The sequence below is a fragment of the Asaia krungthepensis NRIC 0535 genome (genome assembly GCF_025995175.1).
GTDB classification, from domain to species: domain Bacteria; phylum Pseudomonadota; class Alphaproteobacteria; order Acetobacterales; family Acetobacteraceae; genus Asaia; species Asaia krungthepensis.
This window is the reverse complement of the sequence record NZ_BAPV01000004.1, coordinates 296,645-322,385: the sequence shown is the minus strand read 5'-3', so window position 1 is coordinate 322,385 and position 25,741 is coordinate 296,645. Positions and strand designations below refer to the sequence as shown.

Genomic DNA, 25,741 nt, shown 5'->3' with positions numbered 1-25,741 from the left:
TCCACCAGCGTCGATCCCTCCTCAGCTCAAGCCGAGAACCCGATATCCTGCGTGGTCGTCACGCGGCACAGTCGGGGGAATACATGGGTGATCGTCATCTCATGCATCTCCTTGTTGAGCGAGGTGCAGGCATCTTCAGGGACCACCACATCATAGCCAAGCTCCCAGGCATGGCGCAGCGTCGACTCAACGCCGAAATTCGTGGCGATACCGGCCAGAACGATGGTCCTGACACCGCGGCGACGCAGTTGCAGGTCGAGATCCGTTCCCGTGAAGGCGCCCCATTGGCGCTTGAGGATCACGAGATCGCCCTCCTGCTGCAAGCCGGGCGCCAGATCGCTCCAATCGGAAGGCAGCGCAGTGGCGGTGGAGAGGGGGGAATCGACATTATGGGGTGGGGCATCCGCGAAATCGGGCGCGAAGCCGACATGAACGAGCGCAACGCAGACTCCTGCGGCGCGAGCGGTTTGCGCAAGTTTCCTGCCCTTGGCGAGCACTTCCTGACTTGAATGAGGCGTTACAGGCAGGGACAATATGCCGCTCTGGAGATCGATCAGGACGAGCGCCGTCGTTTTGGGATCGAGAGTGAGCATGGGAGAGCCTTTCATCGATGGAAACGTCACTGCCCAGTTATGCGAGGAAATCCTCGCATAAGTCAAATACCATCGCCCCGAAGAGGCAGCGTGGCCGGGAGCGCGTGGCCCTGATTCTTGATGCGGCGTCCTCTCTCTTTGCCGAGAAAGGTGTCGAGGGTGCGACCATGACGGAAATCGCCGCGCGCTCGGGGACGGCCATAGGGTCGCTCTATCGTTTCTTCCCGACAAGAGAGAGTATTGCCATCACGCTGCTGGAGCGGTTCATCGAGGATCGTCTCGATCTGCTCGATCGCCTGTATGAGGAACTCGGGCCCGGGGCTCTCGACGACGCCGCCGAACGCCTGATGAACGCCTGGCTGGAAAAACGTGAAGAGCGCGATGTGACGACCATGCTTATGGCATCGCGCCCCGATGCCGAGCATTACACAGCGCAATGGCGTAGCCAGTTTCTGCAGCGCGTGGTGCGTATTCTCGAGCGCGTAACACCCGACAAATCTGAAACGGCACCAGCACGAGGCGTTGTGATGCTTCACGTCCTGAAGCTTGCGCCGCAACTCGTGACGGGCCCGCTGGGTGGGGAGATCGAGAAGGAATTGCGTCAGGTAGTTCTGAGGCTTCTGAAGGGCTCCTGACCTCGCGATCCGCACGTCGCGACCGCAAGGCCGGACCCGGGTCGATGCGCGACTTGAGAAAGACTTTCAAGCGGCATGGCATGAACGGGTTTCTCTGCCCGTTCGCGCCGAAAAAGAACCTGAAATCGGGGCGTGGCGATGTCAGGCCAAGGAAGGTGGATCAGATCAGTGCGGACGCTTGCGGAAGGCGTCCAGGCTGACAACCTGACCATCCTCGCTGCCAGTCTGTGTGGATGCGTTCTCGTCCTCAGCCGTGGCCTCTGCCTCATCGACCTCGGCGGTCATCTCGCCCGGCTCGACGGTGAAGCGCAGCGCCATACGGATATGGGGATCAGCGAAGGCAGTGATCGCGGCGAAGGGAATCACAAGGACGCTGCCGATTCCGCCAAAGGAGAGACCGACCGACACCGTCATGGCCTCGCGATCAACCCTTAGATCCCAGAACTGGTGCTGCAGCACGATCGTCATGTCATGCGGGTATTGCGCGCGCAGACGATCGGGAATGATGACGCCGGGATAATCGGTCAGGAAGGTGAGATAGAAATGGTGCTCGCCCGGGAGACCTTCCGTGCTGGCGTAATCGAGCGCGCGCAGCATGACTTCACGATAAGCGTCTTCCACCCATTCATCGTAGGGCAGCAGGCTTTCTGGCAGTTCGTGATCCATGCCGTCACCCTGATCATCGCTCATTCTAATCGATCCATTTTCGAGACACTGATCATTCAGGGATGCGACGATTCAGGGCCCATGGCAAGGGCTCGTGTCGGAAGACAGTACCCCGAGCCTTCGATGTGCGGGCGAGAAATGCCCGAGCGCCTGCGCCGGCGTTTCTGAGGATGGGGGATGAATGAAGTGGGAGGGCTTCTGTTGCCCGGTGCCCTCCCGAACCGCGCTTATCGCTTATGCAGCGACAGCGAGCACCTTTGTGTTATCATTGGCACTTGTGATTTAGCCCGATAACGGCGGTACAATGCCGGGCAAAAGGCAAGTCTTTACCACGCACGTCGAGCCTGTTTCGTCCCCTGACTTTCCGTTGGGCAGGGCCCTCGGAAAGGAATGGTGGAGACGCCGGGCACTGCCCCCGGGTCCGTAACGATTATTCCACTTACCGTTTATCGCCATAGCCAAGGGCAAGCCCTCCGGCACCGATGCATATAGGCGCTCGCCGCTTTTACGGCAAGGGGCTGCCCGGCCTCGGGGTAAATGCGGCGCGCGAAGCGTTCCAAGTCCGGGCAATCGCGATGGACCATGCAGGCGATTCACCTTGCGGGCTCTTGGGTGGAGGGTGGATGCATGGGGCCCGAATCATCCCGTAACACGAAGTGCTGGTGTCTTCCGGGGCTGTCCTGTGATAAGCCTCGGCCCATGCCGCTGACACCAGAACAACGCGCCGAGATCGACGCTTCCCGCCTCACGCCCTCCCAGACGAGCCGGCCGACCGTGCCTGCCCTGGAGGCGATTCTCTTCACCCCCATCGAACTGCTCGACCATGGATTCGTCCGTGTTGTCGATTACATGGGCGATGACGGGGCCATCGTGCAGGCTGCACGCGTTTCCTACGGGCGCGGCACCAAGAAGGTCTCCGAGGATACGGGGCTGATCCGCTATCTGATGCGGCATCGCCATTCGACTCCGTTCGAGATGTGCGAGATCAAGTTCCATGTGAAGCTGCCCGTTTTTGTGGCGCGTCAATGGATCCGTCATCGCATGGCGAATGTGAACGAATACTCGGCACGCTATTCGATTCTGGACCGAGAATTCTACCTGCCCGATCCCGAGCAGGTATCTGCACAGAGCGTGTCGAACCGCCAGGGCCGCGCCGAGGCACTTTCTCCCGAGAAGGCCGCTGAAGTGCTCGATCTGCTGCGTCAGGACGCAGCGCGTTGTTACGACAATTACGAGACGATGCTCGACCCCGAGGGGTATGGTCTGGCGCGCGAACTGGCGCGCATGAACCTGACGCTCAACACCTACACACAGTGGTACTGGAAGATCGATCTTCACAACCTGCTGCATTTCCTGAGCCTGCGCGCCGACAGCCACGCCCAGTACGAGATTCGCGTTTATGCCGAGGCCATGCTCGACGTGCTGCGCGCCTGGGTACCCATCACGGCTTCTGCTTTCGAAGAATATCGTCTCGGGGCCTTCACCTTCTCATCGGGCATGCTGGCCGTGCTACGCCGCCAATTGGCGGGTGAGGCGGTGACGCAGCCGGAATCAGGGCTCAGCAAGCGCGAATGGGAAGAGATGCAGGCCGTTCTGCAAGAGGGCTGAAATCTTGAATGACATGCGCCGCCTGATGGAGGACGGGGTTCCGGACCCCGAGCCCCCCAGGAAACTCCCATCCATCATGCCCTGGGCAATCGTCGCGGGTGTGCTGGTGCTCATCTCGCTCGGGATCCGGTTGTTCTGGCCGATTCCTGCCTCGACGGCCCTGCCGCAATGCTCGGGTCATCCGGGCACCCAGCAGGAAGCCTGTGTGAAATCAGGGGCCACGCCCGGCAGGGACGCCGCTTCGCCAGTGCACTGAGGCGCCACTGCTCGCGGCAGAGGCAGTGTTCAGGTCCTGAGGCCCATCCAGCCTGGGTGGCGGTGTTCGATCCAGGCAAGAAGGCGGCCGCTCAGGCGCCGCAGCAGCGGGATATCCTCGGCGAGCAGGAAAAATCCCAGAGGCAGCATCCACAGCCCGAGTACAGGCAGGAATGCCAGACAGCCTCCCACCATGAAGAGCACGCCGGCCGGTATTCTCACCCACCAGTGCGAGGGGGTGAGAAGCCACCGTGTCAGGCGCTGCAGCTTTGCCGGCAGCCGTGCGATCAGGAGATTGAGCCGACGCTGCCGCTCGCTCTCGTCGGTAACGGGGGAAGGGTGCAGGGCTGATCCAGTGGATATCATGTCGCAACGAGCCCCCTCAAATCTGTCGGAAAAGTGACGGGCATGAAGCGCCCACAGGCAGAAACCGCGACCGGGCTCGCCGGTTTTGCCTCCAACCCGGAATTCAATAACCGGTTCACCTGGAAAAGGTCACTCTGCTCATGATGTATCCGACGCTCGACAGTCTTTACGAGGCCATCAAGACCGGATCGGTCGGGCTCTCATTTTCCCTGCCGACCTATGGTGGCGCAGAGCCGGCAAACGCACCTGAAATCTGGTCCTGGGATGCCGATCGCTATATGGTCGGGACCTGCGCAGCCGATTTGTCCCTGATCCCGCGCGATGAATGGGCCGGGGATGTCAAACTCGAAGGCTGACAGGTCGTATCGTCCCTCGCCGGACCGGAATGGCCTGCACTGGCCATTCGGGTGTCAGGAACTGGGGCGAGAGTGTCTGTCGGAAAGCTGATTTCATCCTTCGCTCCTGCTGGCGTACTACTGGCAGCCTGCACGCCAACGCCTCCTGCTCATCCTGACGATATCTGCTCCGTACTCCATGAGAAGCGGGGCTGGTATCACGCAGCGCTCCGGCAGGAGAAGAAGTGGAACGTCCCGTTTTCTGTTCCCATGGCCATCATGTACCAGGAATCCGGCTTCCACAGTAATCTGCACACGAAGCGGACCTATATTCTCTGGTTCATCCCCTGGGGGTACATTACCACCGCCTATGGCTATCCGCAGGCCAAGGACGAAATCTGGCAGGATTACCAGCGCGCCACCGACACGAGCGCCAGCCGGGAGAGTTTCGCCGACTCACTCGATTTCATCAACTGGTATATCACCAGCACGAAGAGACAGGCCCATGTGCCTGTGACGGACGGAATGAGGCAATATCTGGCCTATCATGAAGGCTGGGGCGGATATCGCAAGCGCTCCTATGCCAGCAAGGGCTGGCTCATGACGGTCGCACGCAAGGTAGGTGCGCGGTCGAATGTCTATGCCGCTCAATATGCGAGCTGCGAAAACGACCTGAAGGACAAGGGCTTCTGGAGCTGGTTGTTCTGATTGCTCTCAGCAGGTCGTGAGCGGGGCGCCTTGTGCTGCGGCGCTCCTCCGGAGGTTCTATCGCGCCTCGCTCGAGGTCATCCCGATAGCGAGAACGATGCGGCTCAGCCAGCGCCCGGTGGCAGGCAACCTTCCGGAATATTCTCGGCCAGAAAAGCCGCGAAGTCACGGAATGCGGGGCCACGAGGATCGGAACTGCGCCAGACCAGACCGATCTGCCGACTGGCGGGGGCCATGGGGCGCGTCACCACAAGTTCGTCCCATTCAGCACGATTCCTGAGCGCAAGCTGGGGAATCAGGGAATACCCCTCTCCCGCACCAATCATGTGCCAGAGCATCTCCAGACTGGTCGCCAGACGCTGCTGGTCCCGGGCCGGCATCATGCCGCATACGGCAAGCGCCTGATCGCGAAGGCAATGCCCGTCTTCCAGCAGCAGCAATCCGTTTTCATCGTGATCGGCAGCCAGATCCTGCATCGTCAGCGTCTCGCGGGCGGCAAGGGGATGGCTGCGCGGGAAAACGGCGAGAAAGGGTTCCTCAAAGAGCGGAAAGGTCTCGAAGCTTTCGCCCGGGACGGGAAGAGCCGCAAAAACGAGATCCAGCTCGTTCTGCCGCAGGCGTGACAGCATGCTCTGGGTCAGGCTTTCCGTCAGCTGAAGTTTCAGCTCGGGATAGGCCCGGCGCAGCAGAGGCAGAAGACTCGGCACATAATAGGGGCCGAGCGTTGCGATGACCCCGATACGCAGCAGCCCTTCCAGCGGGCCCGTGCGCGCACGCGCCGCCTCGATCATGGCGCGTGCAGAGGCCAGAACCTCCCGGCCCATGGCAATAAGGCGGATCCCGTCGGGGGTGGGCGCGACATGGCGCCGTGAGCGCTCGAACAGGGTCACATCGAGCAGCAGCTCGAGCTTGCGAACCTGCTCTGACAATCCCGCCTGGCTCACGCCGCATCGCTCGGCGGCCCGCGAGAAATTACGCAGATCATCGACAGCTACCACATATTCGATATCGCGAAGGGAGAGGCCGGAGAGAGGAATATAGGTCATGGACATAGATAGGACCAATCCGTGACGTGGGTAAAAACGGTTATGCCTATATCACCCATTGACAGAAACGATTTCCGAGGCGTTCGTGTTCATGGGACAACGAGCCCGTCATCAAACAGCGATGTGAACCAGGGAGCATATGACATGCCACGCATCAATTCGACCGTGAAGCCTTTCGAGACCGATGCCTATCATGATGGCAAGTTCATCAAGGTGTCGGAAGCGGATGTGAAGGGAAAGTGGTCCGTCTTTTTCTTCTATCCTGCCGACTTCACCTTCGTCTGCCCGACCGAACTCGAAGACCTGGCCGAGAATTACGCCACCTTCAAGCAGCTCGGCGTCGAGATCTACTCTGTTTCCACTGACAAGCACTTCACCCACAAGGCCTGGCACGACACGTCGCCGGCCATCGGCAAGATCCAGTACGTCATGCTGGCTGACCCGACAGGCACGATCAGCCGCAATTTCGATGTCATGATCGAGGAAGCAGGCATGGCCGATCGCGGCACGTTCCTGATCGATCCGGAAGGCAAGATCCAGTACATCGAAGTGACTTCCGGTGGCGTCGGCCGCTCGGCTGCCGAGCTGATCGAGAAGATCCGCGCAGCGCAGTATGTGGCCTCGCATCCGGGTGAAGTCTGCCCCGCGAAGTGGAAAGAGGGTGAAGCCACCCTGTCCCCGTCGCTCGACCTGATCGGCAAGATCTGAGGTCGTCTGGCCCGGCTTTTCTGCCGGGCCAACCCCGCCGGGATCGTCCGGCGCAGTTTATCGGAAAGAGCAGGATCAGCCTGATGTTGCAGGACCCCATCAAGTCACAGCTTTCGACCTATCTCGGCAATCTGGGCCACCCGGTCGTGCTTGAAGCTTCCCTCGACGGGAGCGCGAAAGCGCGGGAGACGGGTGAACTCCTCCAGGAAGTTGCTGCCCTTTCCGATAAAGTGACCTATTCGGAAGAGGGTGTCAGCGAGCGTCGTCCGTCCTTCCTGATCCGTCGTGGCGACAGCCGACATGGCGTGAATTTTGCTGCCATTCCTATGGGGCATGAATTCACTTCCTTCGTGCTGGCATTGCTTCAGGCGGGTGGCCATCCACCGAAAATCGAGCCGGCAATTGCCGAGCAGATCAAGGGGCTGGCGGGTGAGTTTCGCTTCGAGATCTTCGTCTCGCTGTCGTGCCAGAACTGCCCTGATGTGGTGCAGGCGCTGAACGCCATGAGCGTGATCAATCCTGCGATCAATGTGACGACGATCGACGGCGCTTTGTTCCAGGAGGAAGTGGCCTCCAAGAACATCATGACCGTGCCCCAGATCTATCTGAATGGCATGGCCTTTGGCTCCGGGCGCATGGATGTGAACCAGATCCTCGCCAAGCTGGATGACGATGCGCCGCGTCGTGCGGCCGAGCGCCTGAAAGACATGCCTGCCTTCGATGTACTGATCATCGGCAGCGGCCCTGCCGGTGCCTCTGCCGCCATCTATGCGGCGCGCAAGGGACTGCGCACGGGGCTCGTGGCCGATCGTTTCGGCGGTCAGGTCATGGATACGGCGGGGATCGAGAACTTCATTTCGATCAAGGAAACCGAGGGCCCCAAGCTCTCGGCCCAGCTCGAGGCCCATGTGCGCAGCTATGACGTGGAGATCATCTCGGGCCAGCGCGCCAAGGAGCTGTTTCCTGCCGCACGACCGGGTGGGCTGCATGGCATTGCCCTGGAGAGCGGCGCCATCCTGCATAGCCGCACGGTTATTCTGACAACCGGCGCTCACTGGCGTCAGCTCGGCGTGCCGGGTGAGGAGCAGTATCGCACCAAGGGCGTGGCCTATTGCCCGCATTGCGATGGCCCGTTCTACAAGGGCAAGCGCGTTGCCGTGGCCGGTGGGGGCAATAGTGGCGTTGAGGCGGCCATCGATCTGGCAGGTATCGTCGGCCATGTGACGCTATTGCAGCGCAGCTCGAAGCTGAAGGCCGACAAGGTGCTGCAGGACAAGCTGCGCAGTCTGCCGAACGTGACGGTTCTGACCGAGGCCCTGACCACGCGCATCGAGGGTGATGGCAGCAAGGTCAACGGGCTGACCTATCGCGGTGGCGACGGCAAGGATCACAGGATCGACCTCGAAGGGGTATTCGTCCAGATCGGTCTGCTGCCCAACACCGAATGGCTGCGGAACACGCTCGCGCTGAATGATTTCGGCGAGATCAAGGTCGATGATCATGGCGCGACCTCCGTGCCTGGCGTCTTTGCGGCCGGTGACGCCACGACGACGCCCTACAAGCAGATCGTCATTGCCGTCGGCGAGGGGGCGAAGAGTGCGCTTTCGGCCTTCGACTATCTTATCCGTCTGCCGGCAGAATAAGGCCGGATATCATTAGGTTGCCGGGCAGGGGCAGGAGGGGGAACCCTTCTGTCCCTGTTGCGCTTTTTCCTCCCCATACGAGGGGATCGGGAGGGAGCGCGCGATGGATAATCCGACGATGAGCAGTGCCGAACAGGAGGCACGCGATCACGCCCGATCTGCCCGGTTGACCTATGTGGATCGTTCCCGCCCGGGCATCACACGGCATCGGGCCGGTCGTGGTTTCTTCTATCGCACGCCTGACGGCGAGCGGATTACCACTCCCGAGAGCCTGAATCGTATCAAGGGTCTGGCGATCCCGCCTGCCTATCGGGATGTATGGATCTGCCCCAACCCGAAAGGGCATCTGCAGGCCGTCGGCAAGGATAGTCGCGGCAGGCTGCAATATCGTTACCATCCCCGTTGGCGTCTTGTGCGCGATGAAGACAAATTCGCCCGCATGCTCGTCTTCGGTGACAAGCTGCCTCTCATAAGGCAGCGTGTGGATGAGGATCTGCGCCACCCGCATCTCGATCGAACCCGCGTACTTGCCGCTGTGGTCAGGCTGATGGAGCGCACCATGGCGCGTATCGGCAATGAAACCTACGCAAAGGAAAACCGCAGTTTCGGTCTGACGACGCTGCGCCATCGTCATGCGACCGTCGAGGGCGGCAGGCTTGCCCTCGATTTCAGGGGCAAGCACGGCATCGAGGCGCATCTGGACGTGCGTGACCCCAAGCTGGTGCGCGTGATTTCCCGGCTTCAGGACCTGCCGGGTCAAAAGCTTTTCCAGTACGTCGATGATGAGGGAGAGCGCCACGAGATCCACTCTCATGACGTGAATGCCTATCTGCAGGAGATCAGCGGCGAGGAAATCACGGCCAAGGACTTTCGAACCTGGGCCGCCACGCATTTGGCAGCCCTGACTCTGGCCAGCCTCGAAGAGGGCGATACCCGGGCCCGTGCGAAGAAAAACATCCTGCGGACCATCGAGCAGGTGGCGGCGCGATTGGGCAACACGCCAAGTGTCTGTCGCAAATGTTACATCCACCCCCAAATCCTGACGGGTTATCTCGATGGAAGCCTGCGCAAGGCCTTCGCCCGACAGGCGGAGGACCTGCTGGAGCAGGAAACCGGGCGCACCTCGCTGAGTGCCGATGAGGCCATGATGGTGGGGTATCTCACTCGTCTGCTGGAGAAGCCGGCGAAGCCCCCGGGCAGGCAGAAGAAACCCTGAAGCCCTGCGGGCTTTAATTTCCCCTGAAAATACCGGCGCGGCTCAGAGCATGGCGACCGTTCGGCTGGCCTTTGGCGCGCTAATACGCCCCCTGGCAGGGCGACGTCTGGGCCCCGGTCAGAAGGGAGAGGAGAGAGGCATGGAATATCGCGTTCTTGGGTCATCGGGCTTACGTGTGTCGGCGCTGGGGCTAGGCTGCATGGGAATGAGCCAGTCTTACGGTGAGGCTGATGAACGCGAGAGCCTTGCCACGCTCGACCGGGCTATCGAGCGGGGGATTACGTTTTTCGATACCGCCGAGGTTTATGGCCCTTTTGCAAATGAGGAGCTGCTCGGTCGCGCCCTCTCATCGCGTCGCGGCGCACTCACTCTGGCGACGAAATTCGGATTCCGTATCGAAAATGGCAAATCCGCCGGGGTCAACAGCCATCCGGACCATATTCGGGAGGTCGTTGAAGCGTCGCTACGCCGTTTGCAGACGGACAGGATTGACCTGCTCTATCAGCATCGCGTCGACCCCTCGGTCCCCATGGCGGAGGTTGCCGGAACCGTGTCCAGACTGATCGAGGAAGGAAAGGTTCTTCATTTCGGCCTTTCTGAGGCCGGGGCGACAGCAATACGCGAGGCGCATGCAGTCCAGCCGATTACCGCGCTCCAAAGCGAGTACTCGCTTTGGGAGCGTAATGTGGAAGTCGATATCCTGCCAGTGCTTCGCGAACTGGGCATCGGCTTCGTTCCTTTCAGCCCGTTGGGACGTGGCTTTCTTACAGGCACGGCCAAACCGGCCGAGGAATATCCGGCGACCGATTTCCGCCACACGGATCCCCGGTTTCAGGGCGCGAATTTCAACGCGAACCAGAAGGCGGCAGAAGTCGTCGGGGTTATGGCGACCCGGCATCACGCCACCCCCGCCCAGATTGCTCTCGCGTGGCTGCTCGCCAAGGGGCCCGATATCGTGCCTATCCCGGGAACGAAACGTCAGTCCTATCTCGATGACAATATTGGAGCACTGAGTGTGAGACTCGATCAGTCAGACATGGCGGCACTCGATAGTGCGCTGTCTTCCGATCGGGTCACCGGGAAGCGCTACAATGAAACCAACATGGCACTGGTCAACCGCTAGACACCGTGGGCACGGTGAGGCTTTCTTCAGCATCGGGGGAGTTCGACAACAGGGTTCAGGGAGGCCCCGCCTTCAGGTGTCTACCCTTTCTTGACCCCGGCGCTCTCCGGGGGCGCTGTTAGCTGATTTCGAAGCTGCTCGCCTTGAGATCGGTCACCCCGGTGAATGTGACCTTCATGTTGTTGTCCAGCATGACGGACGTATTGCCGCCCTGTACCGTCGCGGTTGCCAGCAGGTCTTTGATCGCTGCTTCGGCGTCGGACGGTTTGTAATTATAGAGGAAAAACTTGTTGCCGTTGACGGCCGAGAAATCCGTGATGGTGATGTCGCCCGCCGTATGACCGGCCAGCACGCCAAAACTGTTGGCCGCCCCGCTTCCCCCTGTCACCGTCGCATAGGTTGCGCCTGAATTACCCGAATACTCGGTGCCGAACACGAAATGGTCCGCCCCCTGTCCACCGATGATTGTCTGGTCGCCCGCTCCGGTCCAGGCTTCCAGCGATCCCGCGGAGGAAGAGGCGTCGATCATCTCGTTGCTCTGCGCCCCGGTCTGATTTCCGGTCCAGAGGGCATTGTCACCGATCGACAACCGGGCGCTGAGGCCATCAGCGCCCCACAAGGTGGACTGATCAGCAGTAATGACGCTGTTACCGGTCCCTGCGATGAATTTCAGCGCTCCGCCGACGCTGAGAGTCTGGTCGCTTCCGTGAAGAACGGTCAGGTCACCAACAGCGGAGACGGTGTCATTCGATGCGTTCATCACGGTGCCGTTTGCCCCGGTGAAATGAATAGTCGATCCCTGTCCCGCCTGGACCGTGCTGTCATTGCCGAGGCTGATGATGCTACCAATCGTGGCGTTATCGCTGACATGGCTGTTGCTGCCCAGCGAAACCAGAGAATTGCCACCGGAGAGCGTGAGTTCGGTAACGCCGCCCTCTTCGCCAGTGATGGTATCCTGACCTTCGGAAACAACGCTGTTGATGCCCTGACCAAGCGTGATGACATTGTTGCCTGCTCCGGCATTGATGTCATTCGTGCCGTTGGTGGCCATGATCGTGTCATTTCCCGCGGCGGTCACGATGGTCCAGCTGGCGCTCTGGTTATTACCGTTGAAGAAATTATCGCCGCTCACGCCCAGGAAGCTGCCCTTCGGGGCGCTACCCGCTTCATAGGTCAGTCCAATTGTGCTCCCGCCGAGAATGGAGAGCGTATCGCTGCTGGACAGCCCTGCACCGTTGATGGTCACGGCCTCATCGAGCAATACGCTTTGGCTGCCAGCATGGGAGTTGAGCCAGGATCCTGCACCGATGAAGTCGAATGATCCTACAGGCGCGAAACTGCCCCCTGTCGTCACGAACCCTTCAAGAAGCGATCCTGTTCCGGCGCTGGCGACAGCATTCCCCTCGGAAAGCAGAACGGTTGTCAGCTGGTTCTGCTTGTACGCGTCGTTCATCTGCTGCGCATAGGTCTCGGCAAGCGCCTGCGCCCGACCTCCACCAACCGTGACATGGATGGCAGTACCGGATGTTCCGACGATCGTTACAATGCTCATGGGCGGGGCACTCTCCGGCAACACAGCCTGGGGCGGCTAAGAGCGTTGTGCCGTTAAAGAGCGGATCATGAAAACTCTAGTTACGTTAATTTAAGTTTCATATCGATAAATTCGCAAATTGTATCGTTAATCCCGATAAAACGATAATATAACGACATATACGTTCGGATTCGAAATGAAATAACGATATAAATCAATGCACAGAGCCCCGGATGCCGCATGGAGCACATAAAATAAAAGCCCTGCTGCACATGGCGACAGGGCTTTTATAGTTTCTCCCTATAAGGAAGAGCGCTCAGCGGGCGCCTGTATGGTCGCCATCACGCATCTGCCCAGTGGGTTCCTGCGTATGGGCCTCGAGGAACCAAAGATGCTTGTCGAGTGCGCGCGACGCTTCGGTGAAAAGGTCGGCAGTATCGGCATCGCCAGCTTCGTCTGTGACGTCGATGGACTCGCGAACGTTATTGGCCACCGTCGCATAGCGATCGATCAGGGCAGAGATGTGATCGGCTATCTTGTACACGTCCGTTGGATAGGGCGTGCAGGCCGAGTTTTTCGAGACATCCTGAACGGTACCATAGGCGGTGCCGCCCAGTTGCACGGCGCGCTCGGCGACCTTGTCCACCAGATCGTCCACGCTGTCGCGGAATCCGTCGAGCATCTCATGGACGCCGATGAACTGCGGCCCCTTCAGGTTCCAGTGAGCCTGCTTGGTGATGAGAGCGAGATCGATCAGGTCAGCCAGACGTGCGTTCAGTGTCTCGATCGACACTGTTTTCGCGTTGGACTTCAGAGCATTCTGTGTCGTGTGCATCGCGTTTTTCGTGGCCATGATATTACCCTTGCGTTTTTGCTGTCGGACATTCGCAGAAAGCGATGACTTCAGAACGCTCTTGATATGGGCGGGGTTGCGCCCTCAGACAATGAAAGACACATGAGCGATCAGCACCTTCCACTGATCGCCCTCGCGTCGCCATGTTTGGGACTGCCGACCGGTCTGACCCGTGCGCAGGTTACGAAAGAGAATCGTGACGCAACCCGCATCGGGGCCAAGAGCGGCAATGTCGCGTCTGATGCGTTCCCTCGGCGGCGCCCCACCGGTGCGACCGCGCCGGAAAGCGGCGATCTCTTCAGGGCCGAACAAATTCTCCGTCGCTCCCAGGCGGATCACATTCGGGTCATTGCTGAACAGGGAATCGAGGCGGCCCACATCATTTTGGGCCAGGGCCTCTTCATATTGGTCCGAGGCAAGAGTAAGGGCAGAGATCGTCTCGGGATATGCGGTGAAAGTCATGGGCGCGCCCTTATTCACGAGAAAATTCTACAGACTTGCTGGGGGTGGCATGAGCGGCTTGGGATCCGGGGATCTGGCGCGATCGATGCGCGACATACGCATCATATTTTTTAGTCTTGGCCTCGGGGCCTTTGCAATCGGCACGGCTGAATTCGCAGCGATGAGTCTGGTGCCGATGATTGCACACAGCTTCGGTGTGAGCGATCCGGAAGCCGGTCATGCCATCGTGCTCTATGCGGCTGGCGTTTGCGTGGGCGCGCCGACCATTGCCCTGTTCAGCGCTGGCGTGAGCCGTCGCACGATGCTGATCAGCATGATGCTCCTCTACATGCTGGGGAATGGCGTGAGTGCGATTGCCCCGAATTATCTGCTCTTCCTTGCCTGCCGCTTCATCAGCGGTTTGCCGCACGGTGCCTATTTCGGGATTGCGGGTATTCTGGCCTCGTCCCTTGTGCCGCCCAACAAGCGGTCCCAGGCAGTGGGACGAGTCATTCTTGGGCTGACCATCGCCACCATCGGCGGTGTGCCGCTGGCCAACGGAATTGGCCAGATCGTCGGATGGCGCTGGGCGTTCGCCCTTATCGCATTCCTCGCCCTGTGCACGGCGCTGCTCCTGAGCATCTTCGCGCCCAAGGACACACCTCGCAAGGATGCCAGCATTCTCAACGAGTTCACGGCGCTCAAGATCAAGCAGGTGTGGCTGACCCTTGCGATCGGTGCGGTGGGTTTTGGCAGCGTCTTTTGCGTTTACACCTATCTTGCCTCGATCATGATCAATGTTACCCAGGTGCCTGAATCCTATGTGCCGATCATGCTTGCCGTGTTCGGTGTGGGCATGACCATCGGTACGCTGGTCTGTGCCTGGCTGGCGGACCACAAGATGATGCCGACACTGGCTGGTGTCCTGCTGATGGGTGCGGCCGCCATGGCTGGATTTCCTGAAGCCGCGCATAAATTCGTTCCCCTTGCGATCAACGTGTTCATGATCGGGGCCAGCGGCGGACTTGCAACGGTGGTACAAGCGCGTTTGCTCACTGTTGCCGTAGGGGCGGAAGGACTGGCTGCCGCCCTCAATCAGAGCGCCTTCAATATTGCCAATGCTGTTGGCCCCTGGCTTGGGGGGCTGGCGATTTCGGCGGGGCTTGGCTGGACCTCGGTCGGCTGGGTCGGGCTTGCCTTGTCGCTGGGGGGATTCGGCATTTACGTCCTCAGCATCGCTGACGAGTTCAAGACCAAGAAGAACAACATACCGAGGGTATGAAAAAGGGGGCCTCGGCCCCCTTTTTACTGCATTCCAGAAAAGACCCGCTGACAAATCAGGTTTTCAGCGGGTCGACCAGATCGAAGAATGGCTGCAAGTCTACGGTGAAGAAGCGCGGATAGGCCGGGTCGCGTTCGTAGAGCGGGTGCCCAGCCCATCGTTTCTGCATGGTCTGCCCCTCTTCGAAGAAGCGCGCTTCGTGCTCGGGCACATCGTCCGATCCGCGTGTGAGGCTTTCATGGTGCCATGCCATGGCCTCCGCGCAATAGACGATGCGATAGCCCTCCGCCCTGATCTTGAGACAAAGATCCACGTCGTTATAGGCGATCCTGAGATGGGTTTCGTCGAAGCCGCCGATAGCGTCGAACACCTCGCGCTCGACGAGCATACAGGCCGCCGTGACGGCCGTGACTTCATGGCTGAGCAGAATGCGCCCGATATACCCGTAATCCTCCGGGCCGCAGCCGCGATGCGCATGGGCACCGACGCCTGCGGGGCCAACCACCACTCCTGCATGCTGGATCGTTTCATTGGGGTAGAGGAGTCGCGCCCCCACTGCCGCAACCCTGTCACCCGCGAGGGCCTCGTTCATCATCAGACGCAACCAGTCGGATTTTTCGACAAAGACGTCATTATTCATGAAGACGAGATAATCCGAACGGCATGTCCGGGCAGCCAGGTTGTTGAGTCTGGAGTAGTTGAAGGGCTCTTCGATCGTCATGAAGCGCACATTCGGCTTCTTGCCGAACTCAGTCATGAAAGCCTGAGTGGCAGGTTGCACCGACCAGTTATCGATCAGAACGACCTCGAAATCGGGATAGTCGGTGCGCTCGAGCAGGGTCTCGAGGCATCGGCGCGTGATGTCGCTCTGATCCTTGAACGGAATGATGATCGTGACACTCGGGCTCTGTGTCAGACGCCAGTCGACGCGATAGAGCGTGAGGCCATTGATGGACGAGACGTCGGGCTTGAACCCCCGACGCACGAGATGATCATTGACCGCCCTGACGCCTGCCGCGATGGCATAATTCTTGTTGCCTACCGTCACTGCGGTAGAGTTGGGCGTCATGCGCCAATGATAGAGCAATTCCTGTACATGGGCGATCCTGTCATGGGGCATGATCTCGCAGGCGCGCAGAATGAAATCATGGTCCTGTGCCCCATCATATTCCGCACGGAGCGGCCCGATAGCCCGCATTGTCGCGGTTTCGACCATTGTGAGGTGGCAGACGTAATTGCAGCCCAGCAGATAGCGATAATTGAAATCCGGCTTGAAGTTGGGCGCTTGCCAGTTATTGGCAAGGTCTATCTTGTCCTCGTCGGAATAGATCAGAAGCGCACCGCTTTCCTGCGCCTTGCGCAGCATGATCTCCAGCGCCACGTCGACCATCATGTCATCATGGTCGAAGAAGACCGTATAGGCGCCTCGGGCAGCATCCATTCCGGCATTGGTCGCGCCGGAAATACCCAGATTTTTCTCGAGGGGCAGAATGACGATACGCGGGTCACGTGCGGCATACTCGGCCATGAGGGCCGTCGTTTCCGCGCTGACCATACCGTCATCGATCAGGATCAGCTCCCAGTTGCGATAACTCTGCTTCAGGACGGATTCAATGGCGGTGACGTAATCCGCTCTCAATGGCTTGTAGGTGGGGCAGAGAATGCTGATCAGCGGCTCATCGGTGAGCGGCGCCGTGACACGCTGCAGGGCAGTCCGTTCGCGCAGGGCAGGGTAGTAGAGTGCGGCCCAGCGGTCGTAATTGCCCAGATTATAGCCCGCCTGCGGGATGGCGCTGCGGATCTCTGTGCGCAGTGTCGTCAGTTCCCGGTGGAGCCGGTCGATGGTCTCGGCAATATCGAGCAGACGCGTCTCGAGTGCATCATCCGCAATCGAACTCGTGAAGGGGCTACCCATGAGTTCCTCACCCTCGGGCATGACCCTGACCGAAAAGCTGCGCGGTGATGAGCCACGAAACCTTTGGGGTATCGGGACCTCAAATCCGCAGTTCGGATTGCATCCGACAGCTGCGGCCACGTCACCGCGATAACGGTCGGCGCGCGTCTGGGCGATCAGGACATTATTGGCCGATACGGACACGACACAGTCGCCGCGCCACTCGGTTTCCCCCGGAAGCCTCTGAAGGATCCAGCCCTTGAGAGCGCCTTGCTTGATGCCGTCGACGCAGCTCGTGTATTCGGGGCGTAGTTCTATGGTAAAAACAAGAGACTGAGATGATTTAACTGGTACAGAATCGTTCTGTATGGGTAATGTCGATCTGTCAGGGAGACGGATCGACAGTTCATGCGGCTTCCCATCCATGAACCGGACAGGAACGGGAAACTGGAAGCCCAGTCGGTCATGAGGGGTCTTGAGGGCGTTCTGCACATCCTGTCTCGGCGTGTCGGCCAGTATCTGGGCGATTTCCTGCCCGTCTATCAGGAGATGAAGTCTGACAGGGGTTGCAGGATCCAGTCTGTTTACGGCCCACCCGGTCAGGACATCCTTCTTGAGCCCGTCGCAATGAGCAAGAAAAGGGCTGTTGGTACGGGCGGTTTTCATGATCTGTATCTCTTGCCGGTCACATCTGAAATCGTGCGTGGATCGTTACTGTCAGCAATGCCGCAGTTCTGCGTGGATGGCTAGGCGAATGCCTGTATCTGCATGGCAAGGAGATATTTTATTATATTTGCTCCGAGAATACGCGTTGTGATGATGCAGCGCGATGAGGGGGCCATGCTCATGGCGTGGCTCTCTTATTACGGCAGGCTGTTCGGTTTTCCGAACCTGACCGTTTTCGATAATGGCTCGCGCGATCCCCTGACCCTTCACCTCCTTGCGCATGCGCGACGCTGCGGCGCGACCGTGCGCTATGACCGTAACGATCCGGGCGATTTCCATGCGAAGGGGCTGCATTTTGCCGAGCAGATCCGGGCCTGGGACAAGGATGGCGACTATGATTTCGCCCTTCCGGTGGATTGCGACGAATTTCTGGTGGTTGTCGATGATGAGGGACTATCGACGCACCGGGCGCGCATCATGCAGGAATTTGCAGCCCATCGGGACGAGAAACGAGCCCTTCGTATTGGTGTTTCCCTGTTCAACATGCCCTCGCGGCCCGGATGGTTTGCCGTCGATCCCGAATTTGTCAAAGGCTGCCTGCCGGCAAATAGCGTGGCCGTGATCGATAATGGCCAGCATAATCCGTGCTCAAGACTGGCCCCCGGTCACGCTCTGACGCGCTTCGCCTATCTGCACTGGCACAATCACGATTTCACGGAAATGAGGGAGAGGGCCCGCCGAAAGCTGGACAACTCCCTGCTGGACCCAACCGATCGGGCGGCCCTGCTGCGCTATGCGTCCATCCCCAATCTGCCGGGGCGGCATCTTGTCGATCTTCTGCTGGAAGATGAAGCCCATTATCTCTCGCGTTATGATGCGCTGCTTCGGTTACATGTGCCGTGGGCCGCAACACCCTCGGCGCTCCCGGGAGATGTCGAGCACGGCAAGGTTCTGCTTCAGGATCACCGCGGTATGCGTGACTGGTCGGCCAGATCTTATGAGGCCGCGCATCACGACGTGAAAAACTGGCCACCCGGGCCGCTCATGCATTATCTGCTTCACGGCTGGAGCGAGGGCCGGGTATTCTGAGGATGTCATGAAATATTCACAGCTTCCCGACGGCAAGGCTTGTTGTCTCGTTCGTTCCGGAAAGCTACACGACAAGCTGGCACAGAGTGCCTTTCCACCCTGACCCCTCCTTGTTTGAGCCAGGACGCAACGACCGTATGACTAGCGCTGCCGCTTCGCGGACCCAGCCTGCACCGATCCAGGAAGCCCGCAAAACCCCCTTCTGGAAGGGAGACCGGCTGTTCCGTCTGCTCGTGGGCGCGTGTGCGCTACTCGTCCTGGTATCGCTGGGCGGTCTGGTTCTGACCATGGCGTTCGGGGGCAGCAAGGCCTTCGGTGCGTTCGGCCCGGGTTTCGTGTTCAGCAATGTCTGGAACCCAGTCACAAACGAATATGGCGCTCTGGCACCTGTGTTCGGCACGATCGGCTCGACGCTGATTGCCATCGCCATTGGTGTGCCGCTCGCCTTCGGGGCAGCTTTCTGGCTGACCAATATCGCACCGCCCATGGTGGCCGGAGTGGTGGGGACAGCTGTGCAGCTTCTGGCCGCCGTGCCTTCCATCATTTTCGGTATGTGGGGCTTTTTCGTGGTTGTGCCGTTCATGGCGCAGCATGTTCAGCCCTTTTTCCGGCATCATTTCGGCCATGTGCCCGGCATACGCTGGCTCGTTCACGGCGCACCCTTCGGATACGGCCTGCTCACGGGCGGTCTCGTCCTGGCCGTCATGATCACGCCCTTCGTCACAGCCGTCATGCGTGACGTGTTTGCCGTCATGCCGCCCATGCTCAAGGAAAGTGCCTATGGGCTGGGTGCGACGCGCTGGGAGGTCATGCGTCGCGTAATCGTGCCCTGGTCGCGCGCTGGTATGATTGGCGGTGTGGTGCTGGGCATGGGCCGTGCCCTGGGCGAGACCATGGCGGTCACCTTCGTGATCGGTAATGCCAATACCATCGGCTGGTCGCTTTTTGCGCCGCGCAACACGGTGGCCTCGCTTGTGGCGCTGGAATTCCCCGAGAGTGCCGCTGGCAGCCTCAAGCTGTCCTCCCTGCTGGCTCTGGGCTTCATACTCATGCTGCTATCCTTTACGACCCTTGCCATTGCGCGCTGGCTGCTGAGGGAGAAACGCGCATGAGCAAGTCGATGGGACAGGGGTGGCGCAAGGACCCGCGCGCCACGCAGCGCCTCTTGATGGACCGCCTTGCGACCGGGATGAGCCTGACGGCTACGGCTATCCTGGTCCTCGCGCTCGCCTCAATTCTCTGGACATTGCTCTGGAACGGGCTTGCAGGGCTGTCGCTCGCTGCGTTGCTGCACCCCATGGGGCCGCCTGGCAGCAATGGTGGTCTGGCCAACGCCATTCTGGGCAGCCTGATCCAGACTGCCGTCGCCCTTCTGATCGCCACTCCGGTCGGACTGGGCTGCGGTATCTATCTTTCTGAATTCGGGACCGGATCGAAATTTGCGACCGCCGTGCGTTTCGTCTCGGACGTGCTGCTTTCGGCACCCTCCATTCTGATCGGTCTTTTTGTCTATCTGGTTCTGGTGGCGCCTTTCGGGCACTTCTCCGGCTTCGCCGGTTCGGTGGCCCTCGCCATTCTGGCCGTCCCCATTATCGTGCGGACCACTGAGGATATGCTGCGTCTGGTGCCTGTTGCGATGCGCGAGGCGGGTTCGGCACTCGGGGCAGCCCATTGGCGCGTCGTGTTGTTCCTGTGCCTGCGTTCGGCAGCGCCGGGGGTGCTCACCGGTATTCTCCTCGCCCTGGCGCGCGTGAGTGGTGAGACGGCACCCTTGCTGTTCACCTCGCTCGGGAACCAGAACTGGTCGTTCAGCCTCGACAAACCCATGGCAAGCCTGCCTATCGCCATCTATCAATATGCAGGCGCCTCCTATGATGACTGGGTGCGTCTGGCCTGGACCGGCGCCTTGCTGGTCACGTTGGGCGTTCTCGGTATCAATATCATCGTGCGGTTCGGCTTCCGCAGCAAACAGTCATAAGCAAGAGGACGACACGCTCATGAGCGAAGCCCTGCAGGATTTCTCCACCGCATCGCAGGCCCAGGGGGCGGTACACGCAGCCACGCCAGAGGCCGCGCTGGCGGTGCGTGAACTCGATTTCTATTATGGCGAGAAGCAGGCCCTGAAATCCATCAGCATGGATTTCCGCAAGCAGAACGTGACGGCCATGATCGGCCCCTCGGGCTGTGGCAAATCCACCCTGCTGCGCATTTTCAACCGCATGTACGACCTCTATCCGGGTCAACGGGCGACGGGGTCGGTGTTGTTCGATGGCGCCGATATCCTCGATCCTGCCCTCGACCTGAACATGCTGCGCTCGCGCATCGGCATGGTGTTCCAGAAGCCCACGCCATTCCCCATGTCGATCTACGATAACATCGCTTTCGGTGTGCGCCTGCATGAAAAGCTGTCGCGCGCCGAGATGGATGCCCGTGTCGAGGACGTGCTGACCCGTGTGGCACTCTGGAAGGAAGTGCGCGATCGCCTCAAGGAGCCCGCTGCGGGCATGTCTGGCGGTCAGCAGCAGCGTCTGTGCATTGCGCGCAGCATCGCGACCAAGCCGGAAGTGCTCCTGCTCGATGAGCCAACCTCGGCTCTCGATCCGATCTCGACAGCGCGCATCGAGGAACTGCTGGACGAGCTCAAGCAGGATTTCACCATCGCGATCGTGACGCATAACATGCAGCAGGCAGCGCGCTGCGCGGATCAGGTAGCGTTTTTCTATCTCGGCTCCCTGATCGAAATGGATAGCGCTGACCGGATGTTTACCAATCCGCGTCAGAAGCAGACTCAGGATTACATCACCGGGCGTTTCGGTTAAGTTTTCCCCAAGCGGGTAGGGACAAGTTATCATGCCAGCGGACAGCCTCCACACCGTCAAGAGCTACGAGCAGGAACTCGACCGTATGCGCGCCATGATGGCGCGTATGGGCGGGATCGTCGAAAGTCAGGTAGCCCAGGCGGTCGCCGCAGTGACCGAACATGACGAGGATGCCGCGCAGGCTGCACCGGCACAGGACCCGCAGGTCGATCTGCTGGAACGCGATGTCGAGGCGCTGGCCATCCGTCTTCTTGCCTTGCGCAGCCCCATGGCGGGCGATCTGCGCGAAATCGTGGCGGCGCTCAAGATCACAGGCGATCTGGAGCGTATCGGCGATTATGCGGCGTCCATTGCCCGGCGCAGCCAGCGTTTTGACCTGGTAGATCGTCAGATCTCGCTTTCCGGTCTGCGCAGCATGGGGCGCCTGGTGCAGGAAAATCTGCGCCGCGTGATCGATGCCGTGACACAGCAGGATGCCGATCGTGCGACCGAAGTCTGGCAGGCCGATCGCGAGGTCGATGAGTATTACACGGCCATGTTCCGTGAGCTCGTGACCTATATGATGGAAGACCCGCGCAACATCAGCCCGTGCACCCATCTCCTGTTCATCGCCAAGAATTTCGAGCGCATCGGCGATCACACGACCAACATCGCAGAGCGCGTCTATTACGCTGTGACAGGCGAGAACCTGCCTGCGGTGCGTCCGCGCGGCGGTCTGGCCGCAGGGGATGATGTGGTCTCACGATGAGTGGTTCGCTGGTGAAGATAGTCGTTGTCGAGGACGATCCCTCCCTGCAGCTGATGATCCGTTATAACCTCGACAAGCTCGGTTATGACGTCTCGGCCTTTCCCGAAGCCGAGCAGGCCTGGGAGTTCATCTCCCGCGCCCGCCCCGACGCGATTGTGCTCGACTGGATGCTTCCGGGCATGTCGGGCATCGATCTGTGCAGGCGCATCAGGGGAACGTCGTCCCTGCATGATCTGCCGGTTCTGATGCTGACGGCGCGCGCCGATGAGCAGGACAGCATTCGTGGGCTCGATAGCGGGGCCGATGACTATATCGCCAAGCCCTGCAGTATCGAGGCGCTCGATGCCCGGCTGCGCGCCCTGCTGCGCCGCACCCAGCCGGTCAAGCAGAACATCCTGAACTTCGCCGATCTTCAGCTCGATTTGCAAACCCACCGCGCCGAGCGCAATGGGCGGGCCCTGACACTCGGTCCGACCGAATTCCGGCTGCTCGAGTTTCTGATGCGGCATCCGAGACGTGTTTTTTCGCGTGAGGATCTGCTTCAGAAGGTCTGGGGTTCGAATGTCCATGTCGAGCTGCGCACGATCGATGTGCATATCCGCCGTCTGCGTCGGGCACTCAATCTGGACGACGAACTGGATTACGTGCGGACTGTCCGTTCTGCCGGTTATGCGCTTGACGATCAGGCCTGAGGAAACGCGCCTCTGACTTTCTTTCTCGCCACCCTTCTTTGTCTCTCCCTGGTCGGGTGGTTCATCTCGTGGCGATACTGGCTTGGCAGGACGCGCCTCGATCGGCATTCGGTTCTGCCCGCCGCGCCGAGACCGCATGAATCGCCGGCCGCGCCCGCGTTTTGCGAGTTGCTGCCGATACCGGCGGTCCTGCTCGATAGCGGCGGGCGTATTTTCCATGCCAACCGTGTGGCGCATTCGATATTCGGCGACGCGCTGGGGGCTGTCATCCGCCACCCGGCTGTGCAGTCGGTGCTTTCTACACTGACGCCCGAAACTGGTGTCGTGACCCGTGTGGAGCTGGATGTGCCGGTGCGGCGTATCGTTCAGGTGACGTTCCGCCAGTGGCCTGAACGCTTTGCAAGCGCCATCGGGTGGCATGAGGGCGTTCTGGCCGTCCTGGAAGATTGCTCGGAATTCGAGGTCGTGGACCGCATGCGCGCCGATTTCGTGGCCTATGCGAGTCATGAACTGCGTACCCCTCTGGCCTCTTTGATTGGGTTTATCGAGACGCTCCAAGGGCCTGCCGCCGATGATCCTGCGGCCCAGCAGCAGTTTCTCGCTATCATGGCGGCGCAGGCTGCGCGTATGGAGCGCCTGATCGAGCGTCTGCTCTATCTGTCACGGGTTCAGCGCCTGGAGCATATGCGCCCTCATGACATGGTCGCGGCACAGGATCTGATGGATCGTCTGCTCGAAGACAGCCAGATCCTCATTCGATCATCCGAAGCGCGTCTTGTCCTCATGCCCACCGATGAGGATCTGTTTTTCCCCGCGGACGAAGATCAGATCGTCCAGGTCCTGCTCAATCTGGTCGAAAATGCCCTGAAATATGGTGGTCCGGATATCGAGATACGGGTTGGTATCGTTGCCGATAACGGCAAGGGTGTGGAAATCTCGGTGTCCGATAACGGGCGCGGTGTCGATAGTCAGCATGTGCCCCGCCTGACAGAGCGGTTCTATCGCGTGGAAGGGCGCGCGACGGCTTCCCAGTCGGGGACGGGGCTGGGATTGGCCATCGTGAAGCACATTGTCGACCGACATGGGGGCCGCCTGCGTATTGAAAGCGCGCCCGGCAGGGGGATGACCTGTCGGATCTGGCTTCCGAAAGCGAGCTAGCGACCGTCTGTAGTCACGCCGGCAGGCATGAAGCGCCGCCACCCGCAGGCTATGTCCGGTGTCCTGAATTGTCAGGATCGGGGATGAAAATTTTCCCGCCGGAGTATCATCTAAAAGACGCTTCGTTCCTCACCCTCGGGCGGGGTAGGGCTCTCTTCGACTAGGAGGAAGCGTTCAGAACCAGCCACGGGGATTGCGCATCGGGGCTTCGTCTACCAAGGCGACTATAGGACGTATGACCCGCACCAGCCACCAGATGAACAGCAGGCCCAGTAGCACATAGCCGATCATTATAAAGCAGAGCACGCCGCCGATGATCGCCCCCAGCAGGCCCAGCCAGAACGTGCGGATGGCATAGATGAAATGGCTCTCATAGATCGTGCCCTGCGCTTCACCGCGCTTCATATAGGCCACGATCACACCGGGAATACTGGTGATGCCGCAGAAGAATGAGGCAATGAACAGGATATGGACGATCCATGCCCAGCGCCGTGAACGCTCAGCGCGCGGAGAGGTCGGCCAGGCCTGTGTGAAACCGGATTGCATGGGCGATTTCAGTCCTTTTACTGTGCTGTGCTAGAATTCAGGTCGGGTCGCGTCGGGCAGGATATCCCGATGCAGGTCCATGTCGATAAAGAAAAATGATCGGTGCCATGATTTCGATTCCGCGCCCTGTGCTGCTCCTGGGTCTCGCTGCCTCGCTCTCCCTCTCCTGCGCGCAGGCGCAGAGCGTAACGGGAGCCGGTTCCAGCTTTGCAGCCCCGCTTTACGAAAGCTGGGGCACGCTCGCGCGTGACAAGGCCGGAATCAGCGTCAATTACCAAAGTGTCGGCTCAGGAGCCGGGCTCAATCAGGTCGTGGCGGGTACGGTCGATTTCGGAGCTTCCGACAAACCCGCTTCTAGGGCGCTTCTGGCAGAACACAAGCTCGTCCAGTTTCCGACTGCGCTTGGGGCTATCGTGGTGATCGTCAACGTTCCCGATGTGCCGCCGGGGGCGTTGCATCTCGACGGGCCGACACTGGCGGCGCTTTATGACGGGCGTATCACGGAATGGAACGACCCACGCATTCAGGCCCAGAACCCCGGGATCAGATTGCCGGATGCCGATGTGGCGCCCATTCACCGCGCAGATGCTTCCGGCACCAGCTTCGTGTTCACGTCCTATCTGTCCCATGTCTCGCCGGAATGGAAAGCGAAGATCGGTGCGGGAACCTCGGTAGCCTGGACCGAGGGAGCAGGCGCACGGGGTAATGATGGCGTCGCTGCCAGCGTACACGAGACAATCGGTGGTATCGGTTATGTCGAATATGCCTATGCCAGTCACAATCACATCCCCATGGCGCAACTCAAAAGCCATGATGGTGCCTATATCGCGGCCAGCCCGAACAGCTTTGCCGCCACCGCCGCGCAGGCAGACTGGCAACATGCCGAGAACCACGTGGTTGATCTGCTGGACAGCGCTGGCGCCAATGCGTGGCCTATCATGAGCGCTACGTACGCCATCATCCCCGAAAAGACCCGCCCCGAAGTCAAACGCTTTTTCGAAATAGGGATGAGAGAAGGCGTGCAGGAGGCAAAACGCCTCGATTACATCCCCGTGCCGGAAGCGGTGCGTGAGGAATGTCTTTCAGTCTGGTCTCATTGATAGCTCCCTGAGGGAGCAAC

At 60.0% G+C, this 25,741-nt stretch carries 27 protein-coding genes and 1 other RNA gene; 18 read left to right on the top strand and 10 right to left on the bottom strand.

Features of this window, described 5'->3' with window-relative positions; genetic code table 11:
- Window positions 1-26 precede the first annotated feature (26 nt).
- Entirely contained in the window at window positions 27-593 is a 567-nt protein-coding gene (locus AA0535_RS03965) for a hydrolase (protein WP_264814590.1), read from the bottom strand.
- 104 nt (window positions 594-697) lie between these two features.
- Here AA0535_RS03965 and AA0535_RS03960 point away from each other — a divergent pair, with 104 nt between their 5' ends.
- Window positions 698-1,228: a TetR/AcrR family transcriptional regulator gene (locus tag AA0535_RS03960; protein WP_264814589.1), complete on the top strand. Its 531-nt coding sequence runs from the start codon at window positions 698-700 to the stop codon at window positions 1,226-1,228.
- 165 nt (window positions 1,229-1,393) lie between these two features.
- Here AA0535_RS03960 and AA0535_RS03955 read toward each other — a convergent pair whose 3' ends face one another.
- Both AA0535_RS03955 and ssrA read right to left on the bottom strand, forming a co-directional pair.
- Window positions 1,394-1,918: an SspB family protein gene (locus AA0535_RS03955; protein ID WP_264814588.1), complete on the bottom strand. Its 525-nt coding sequence runs from the start codon at window positions 1,916-1,918 to the stop codon at window positions 1,394-1,396.
- 161 nt (window positions 1,919-2,079) lie between these two features.
- Window positions 2,080-2,412: a transfer-messenger RNA gene (gene ssrA, locus AA0535_RS03950) on the bottom strand.
- Between the two features lie 181 nt (window positions 2,413-2,593).
- On the opposite strand from ssrA, the gene thyX reads away from it, so the two are divergent.
- Together thyX and AA0535_RS03940 are read left to right on the top strand one after the other, a co-directional pair.
- Window positions 2,594-3,502 carry an FAD-dependent thymidylate synthase gene (gene thyX / locus AA0535_RS03945; RefSeq protein ID WP_264814587.1) on the top strand — a complete coding sequence of 303 codons (909 nt, stop codon included), beginning with the start codon at window positions 2,594-2,596 and terminating at the stop codon, window positions 3,500-3,502.
- 4 nt (window positions 3,503-3,506) lie between these two features.
- Window positions 3,507-3,758, top strand: coding sequence for a hypothetical protein (locus tag AA0535_RS03940; protein WP_264814586.1), 252 nt, complete (start codon window positions 3,507-3,509; stop codon window positions 3,756-3,758).
- 29 nt (window positions 3,759-3,787) lie between these two features.
- Here AA0535_RS03940 and AA0535_RS03935 read toward each other — a convergent pair whose 3' ends face one another.
- Window positions 3,788-4,123 (bottom strand): hypothetical protein, encoded by a 336-nt coding sequence (locus tag AA0535_RS03935; protein ID WP_264814585.1) that lies wholly within the window; start codon window positions 4,121-4,123, stop codon window positions 3,788-3,790.
- Window positions 4,124-4,263: 140 nt separating this feature from the next.
- Between AA0535_RS03935 and AA0535_RS03930 the strand changes: the two genes are divergently transcribed.
- Both AA0535_RS03930 and AA0535_RS03925 read left to right on the top strand, forming a co-directional pair.
- Window positions 4,264-4,479, top strand: a complete 216-nt coding sequence (locus AA0535_RS03930; protein WP_264814584.1) for a hypothetical protein — start codon at window positions 4,264-4,266, stop codon at window positions 4,477-4,479.
- Between the two features lie 72 nt (window positions 4,480-4,551).
- Window positions 4,552-5,166 carry a transglycosylase SLT domain-containing protein gene (locus AA0535_RS03925; protein ID WP_264814583.1) on the top strand — a complete coding sequence of 205 codons (615 nt, stop codon included), beginning with the start codon at window positions 4,552-4,554 and terminating at the stop codon, window positions 5,164-5,166.
- A gap of 104 nt (window positions 5,167-5,270) precedes the next feature.
- Here the strand turns inward: AA0535_RS03925 and AA0535_RS03920 are convergent, their stop codons facing one another.
- Window positions 5,271-6,212 (bottom strand): hydrogen peroxide-inducible genes activator, encoded by a 942-nt coding sequence (locus AA0535_RS03920; RefSeq protein WP_264814722.1) that lies wholly within the window; start codon window positions 6,210-6,212, stop codon window positions 5,271-5,273.
- A gap of 144 nt (window positions 6,213-6,356) precedes the next feature.
- Between AA0535_RS03920 and ahpC the strand changes: the two genes are divergently transcribed.
- The 4 genes from ahpC to AA0535_RS03900 all read left to right on the top strand — a co-directional run bounded on the left by ahpC (window position 6,357) and on the right by AA0535_RS03900 (window position 10,902).
- Complete coding sequence (ahpC, locus tag AA0535_RS03915) at window positions 6,357-6,920, top strand: alkyl hydroperoxide reductase subunit C (RefSeq protein ID WP_127100560.1); 564 nt, start codon at window positions 6,357-6,359, stop codon at window positions 6,918-6,920.
- An 83-nt stretch (window positions 6,921-7,003) separates the two neighbouring features.
- The gene (gene ahpF / locus AA0535_RS03910) at window positions 7,004-8,563 is read left to right on the top strand and encodes an alkyl hydroperoxide reductase subunit F (RefSeq protein WP_264814582.1); all 1,560 of its coding nucleotides are present in this window, start codon (window positions 7,004-7,006) and stop codon (window positions 8,561-8,563) included.
- 103 nt (window positions 8,564-8,666) lie between these two features.
- Window positions 8,667-9,779: a DNA topoisomerase IB gene (locus AA0535_RS03905; RefSeq protein WP_264814581.1), complete on the top strand. Its 1,113-nt coding sequence runs from the start codon at window positions 8,667-8,669 to the stop codon at window positions 9,777-9,779.
- Window positions 9,780-9,828: 49 nt separating this feature from the next.
- A complete protein-coding gene (locus tag AA0535_RS03900) occupies window positions 9,829-10,902 on the top strand; it encodes an aldo/keto reductase (protein WP_306310214.1) in 1,074 nt (357 codons plus the stop codon).
- A 118-nt stretch (window positions 10,903-11,020) separates the two neighbouring features.
- On the opposite strand, the gene AA0535_RS03895 is transcribed toward AA0535_RS03900, so the two are convergent.
- From AA0535_RS03895 to AA0535_RS03885, 3 genes are all read right to left on the bottom strand, one after another.
- Window positions 11,021-12,454 (bottom strand): calcium-binding protein, encoded by a 1,434-nt coding sequence (locus AA0535_RS03895; RefSeq protein WP_264814580.1) that lies wholly within the window; start codon window positions 12,452-12,454, stop codon window positions 11,021-11,023.
- A 295-nt stretch (window positions 12,455-12,749) separates the two neighbouring features.
- Window positions 12,750-13,286, bottom strand: coding sequence for a DNA starvation/stationary phase protection protein Dps (gene dps, locus AA0535_RS03890; RefSeq protein ID WP_264814579.1), 537 nt, complete (start codon window positions 13,284-13,286; stop codon window positions 12,750-12,752).
- An 84-nt stretch (window positions 13,287-13,370) separates the two neighbouring features.
- Complete coding sequence (locus tag AA0535_RS03885; RefSeq protein ID WP_264814578.1) at window positions 13,371-13,748, bottom strand: nuclear transport factor 2 family protein; 378 nt, start codon at window positions 13,746-13,748, stop codon at window positions 13,371-13,373.
- A gap of 85 nt (window positions 13,749-13,833) precedes the next feature.
- Here AA0535_RS03885 and AA0535_RS03880 point away from each other — a divergent pair, with 85 nt between their 5' ends.
- The gene (locus tag AA0535_RS03880; protein ID WP_264814577.1) at window positions 13,834-15,009 is read left to right on the top strand and encodes an MFS transporter; all 1,176 of its coding nucleotides are present in this window, start codon (window positions 13,834-13,836) and stop codon (window positions 15,007-15,009) included.
- A gap of 55 nt (window positions 15,010-15,064) precedes the next feature.
- On the opposite strand, the gene AA0535_RS03875 is transcribed toward AA0535_RS03880, so the two are convergent.
- Window positions 15,065-17,569, bottom strand: a complete 2,505-nt coding sequence (locus tag AA0535_RS03875) for a glycosyltransferase family 2 protein (protein WP_264814576.1) — start codon at window positions 17,567-17,569, stop codon at window positions 15,065-15,067.
- A gap of 150 nt (window positions 17,570-17,719) precedes the next feature.
- On the opposite strand from AA0535_RS03875, the gene AA0535_RS03870 reads away from it, so the two are divergent.
- The 7 genes from AA0535_RS03870 (at window position 17,720) to AA0535_RS03840 (ending at window position 24,075) form a co-directional block, all read left to right on the top strand.
- Entirely contained in the window at window positions 17,720-18,658 is a 939-nt protein-coding gene (locus AA0535_RS03870; RefSeq protein WP_264814575.1) for a glycosyltransferase family 2 protein, read from the top strand.
- Between the two features lie 137 nt (window positions 18,659-18,795).
- Window positions 18,796-19,770 (top strand): phosphate ABC transporter permease subunit PstC, encoded by a 975-nt coding sequence (gene pstC, locus AA0535_RS03865; protein ID WP_264814574.1) that lies wholly within the window; start codon window positions 18,796-18,798, stop codon window positions 19,768-19,770.
- A complete protein-coding gene (pstA, locus tag AA0535_RS03860) occupies window positions 19,767-20,636 on the top strand; it encodes a phosphate ABC transporter permease PstA (protein ID WP_127100538.1) in 870 nt (289 codons plus the stop codon). The genes pstC and pstA overlap by 4 nt, the downstream gene beginning before the upstream one ends.
- A 19-nt stretch (window positions 20,637-20,655) precedes the next feature.
- Entirely contained in the window at window positions 20,656-21,477 is an 822-nt protein-coding gene (gene pstB / locus AA0535_RS03855; protein ID WP_264814573.1) for a phosphate ABC transporter ATP-binding protein PstB, read from the top strand.
- Window positions 21,478-21,508: 31 nt separating this feature from the next.
- Entirely contained in the window at window positions 21,509-22,225 is a 717-nt protein-coding gene (phoU, locus tag AA0535_RS03850) for a phosphate signaling complex protein PhoU (protein ID WP_264814572.1), read from the top strand.
- Window positions 22,222-22,917 carry a phosphate regulon transcriptional regulator PhoB gene (gene phoB, locus AA0535_RS03845; RefSeq protein WP_264814571.1) on the top strand — a complete coding sequence of 232 codons (696 nt, stop codon included), beginning with the start codon at window positions 22,222-22,224 and terminating at the stop codon, window positions 22,915-22,917. The genes phoU and phoB overlap by 4 nt, the downstream gene beginning before the upstream one ends.
- Before the next feature lie 168 nt (window positions 22,918-23,085).
- Window positions 23,086-24,075: a sensor histidine kinase gene (locus AA0535_RS03840; protein WP_264814570.1), complete on the top strand. Its 990-nt coding sequence runs from the start codon at window positions 23,086-23,088 to the stop codon at window positions 24,073-24,075.
- 174 nt (window positions 24,076-24,249) lie between these two features.
- On the opposite strand, the gene AA0535_RS03835 is transcribed toward AA0535_RS03840, so the two are convergent.
- A complete protein-coding gene (locus AA0535_RS03835; protein WP_264814569.1) occupies window positions 24,250-24,621 on the bottom strand; it encodes a DUF4870 family protein in 372 nt (123 codons plus the stop codon).
- A 107-nt stretch (window positions 24,622-24,728) separates the two neighbouring features.
- Here AA0535_RS03835 and pstS point away from each other — a divergent pair, with 107 nt between their 5' ends.
- Entirely contained in the window at window positions 24,729-25,721 is a 993-nt protein-coding gene (pstS, locus tag AA0535_RS03830) for a phosphate ABC transporter substrate-binding protein PstS (RefSeq protein ID WP_264814568.1), read from the top strand.
- The last annotated feature ends 20 nt before the right edge of the window (window positions 25,722-25,741 follow it).

Bases quoted from the DNA above. Each gene is read 5' to 3' on its own strand.
- AA0535_RS03965 (WP_264814590.1), bottom strand. From the start codon at position 593: ATGCTCACTCTCGATCCCAAAACGACGGCGCTCGTCCTGATCGATCTC.
- AA0535_RS03955 (WP_264814588.1), bottom strand. From the start codon at position 1,918: ATGAGCGATGATCAGGGTGACGGCATGGATCACGAACTGCCAGAAAGC.
- thyX (WP_264814587.1), top strand. From the start codon at position 2,594: ATGCCGCTGACACCAGAACAACGCGCCGAGATCGACGCTTCCCGCCTC.
- AA0535_RS03935 (WP_264814585.1), bottom strand. From the start codon at position 4,123: ATGATATCCACTGGATCAGCCCTGCACCCTTCCCCCGTTACCGACGAG.
- AA0535_RS03930 (WP_264814584.1), top strand. From the start codon at position 4,264: ATGATGTATCCGACGCTCGACAGTCTTTACGAGGCCATCAAGACCGGA.
- AA0535_RS03920 (WP_264814722.1), bottom strand. From the start codon at position 6,212: ATGACCTATATTCCTCTCTCCGGCCTCTCCCTTCGCGATATCGAATAT.
- ahpC (WP_127100560.1), top strand. From the start codon at position 6,357: ATGCCACGCATCAATTCGACCGTGAAGCCTTTCGAGACCGATGCCTAT.
- ahpF (WP_264814582.1), top strand. From the start codon at position 7,004: ATGTTGCAGGACCCCATCAAGTCACAGCTTTCGACCTATCTCGGCAAT.
- AA0535_RS03905 (WP_264814581.1), top strand. From the start codon at position 8,667: ATGGATAATCCGACGATGAGCAGTGCCGAACAGGAGGCACGCGATCAC.
- AA0535_RS03900 (WP_306310214.1), top strand. From the start codon at position 9,829: ATGGCGACCGTTCGGCTGGCCTTTGGCGCGCTAATACGCCCCCTGGCA.
- AA0535_RS03895 (WP_264814580.1), bottom strand. From the start codon at position 12,454: ATGAGCATTGTAACGATCGTCGGAACATCCGGTACTGCCATCCATGTC.
- dps (WP_264814579.1), bottom strand. From the start codon at position 13,286: ATGGCCACGAAAAACGCGATGCACACGACACAGAATGCTCTGAAGTCC.
- AA0535_RS03885 (WP_264814578.1), bottom strand. From the start codon at position 13,748: ATGACTTTCACCGCATATCCCGAGACGATCTCTGCCCTTACTCTTGCC.
- AA0535_RS03880 (WP_264814577.1), top strand. From the start codon at position 13,834: ATGCGCGACATACGCATCATATTTTTTAGTCTTGGCCTCGGGGCCTTT.
- AA0535_RS03875 (WP_264814576.1), bottom strand. From the start codon at position 17,569: ATGAAAACCGCCCGTACCAACAGCCCTTTTCTTGCTCATTGCGACGGG.
- AA0535_RS03870 (WP_264814575.1), top strand. From the start codon at position 17,720: ATGATGCAGCGCGATGAGGGGGCCATGCTCATGGCGTGGCTCTCTTAT.
- pstC (WP_264814574.1), top strand. From the start codon at position 18,796: ATGACTAGCGCTGCCGCTTCGCGGACCCAGCCTGCACCGATCCAGGAA.
- pstA (WP_127100538.1), top strand. From the start codon at position 19,767: ATGAGCAAGTCGATGGGACAGGGGTGGCGCAAGGACCCGCGCGCCACG.
- pstB (WP_264814573.1), top strand. From the start codon at position 20,656: ATGAGCGAAGCCCTGCAGGATTTCTCCACCGCATCGCAGGCCCAGGGG.
- phoU (WP_264814572.1), top strand. From the start codon at position 21,509: ATGCCAGCGGACAGCCTCCACACCGTCAAGAGCTACGAGCAGGAACTC.
- phoB (WP_264814571.1), top strand. From the start codon at position 22,222: ATGAGTGGTTCGCTGGTGAAGATAGTCGTTGTCGAGGACGATCCCTCC.
- AA0535_RS03835 (WP_264814569.1), bottom strand. From the start codon at position 24,621: ATGCAATCCGGTTTCACACAGGCCTGGCCGACCTCTCCGCGCGCTGAG.
- pstS (WP_264814568.1), top strand. From the start codon at position 24,729: ATGATTTCGATTCCGCGCCCTGTGCTGCTCCTGGGTCTCGCTGCCTCG.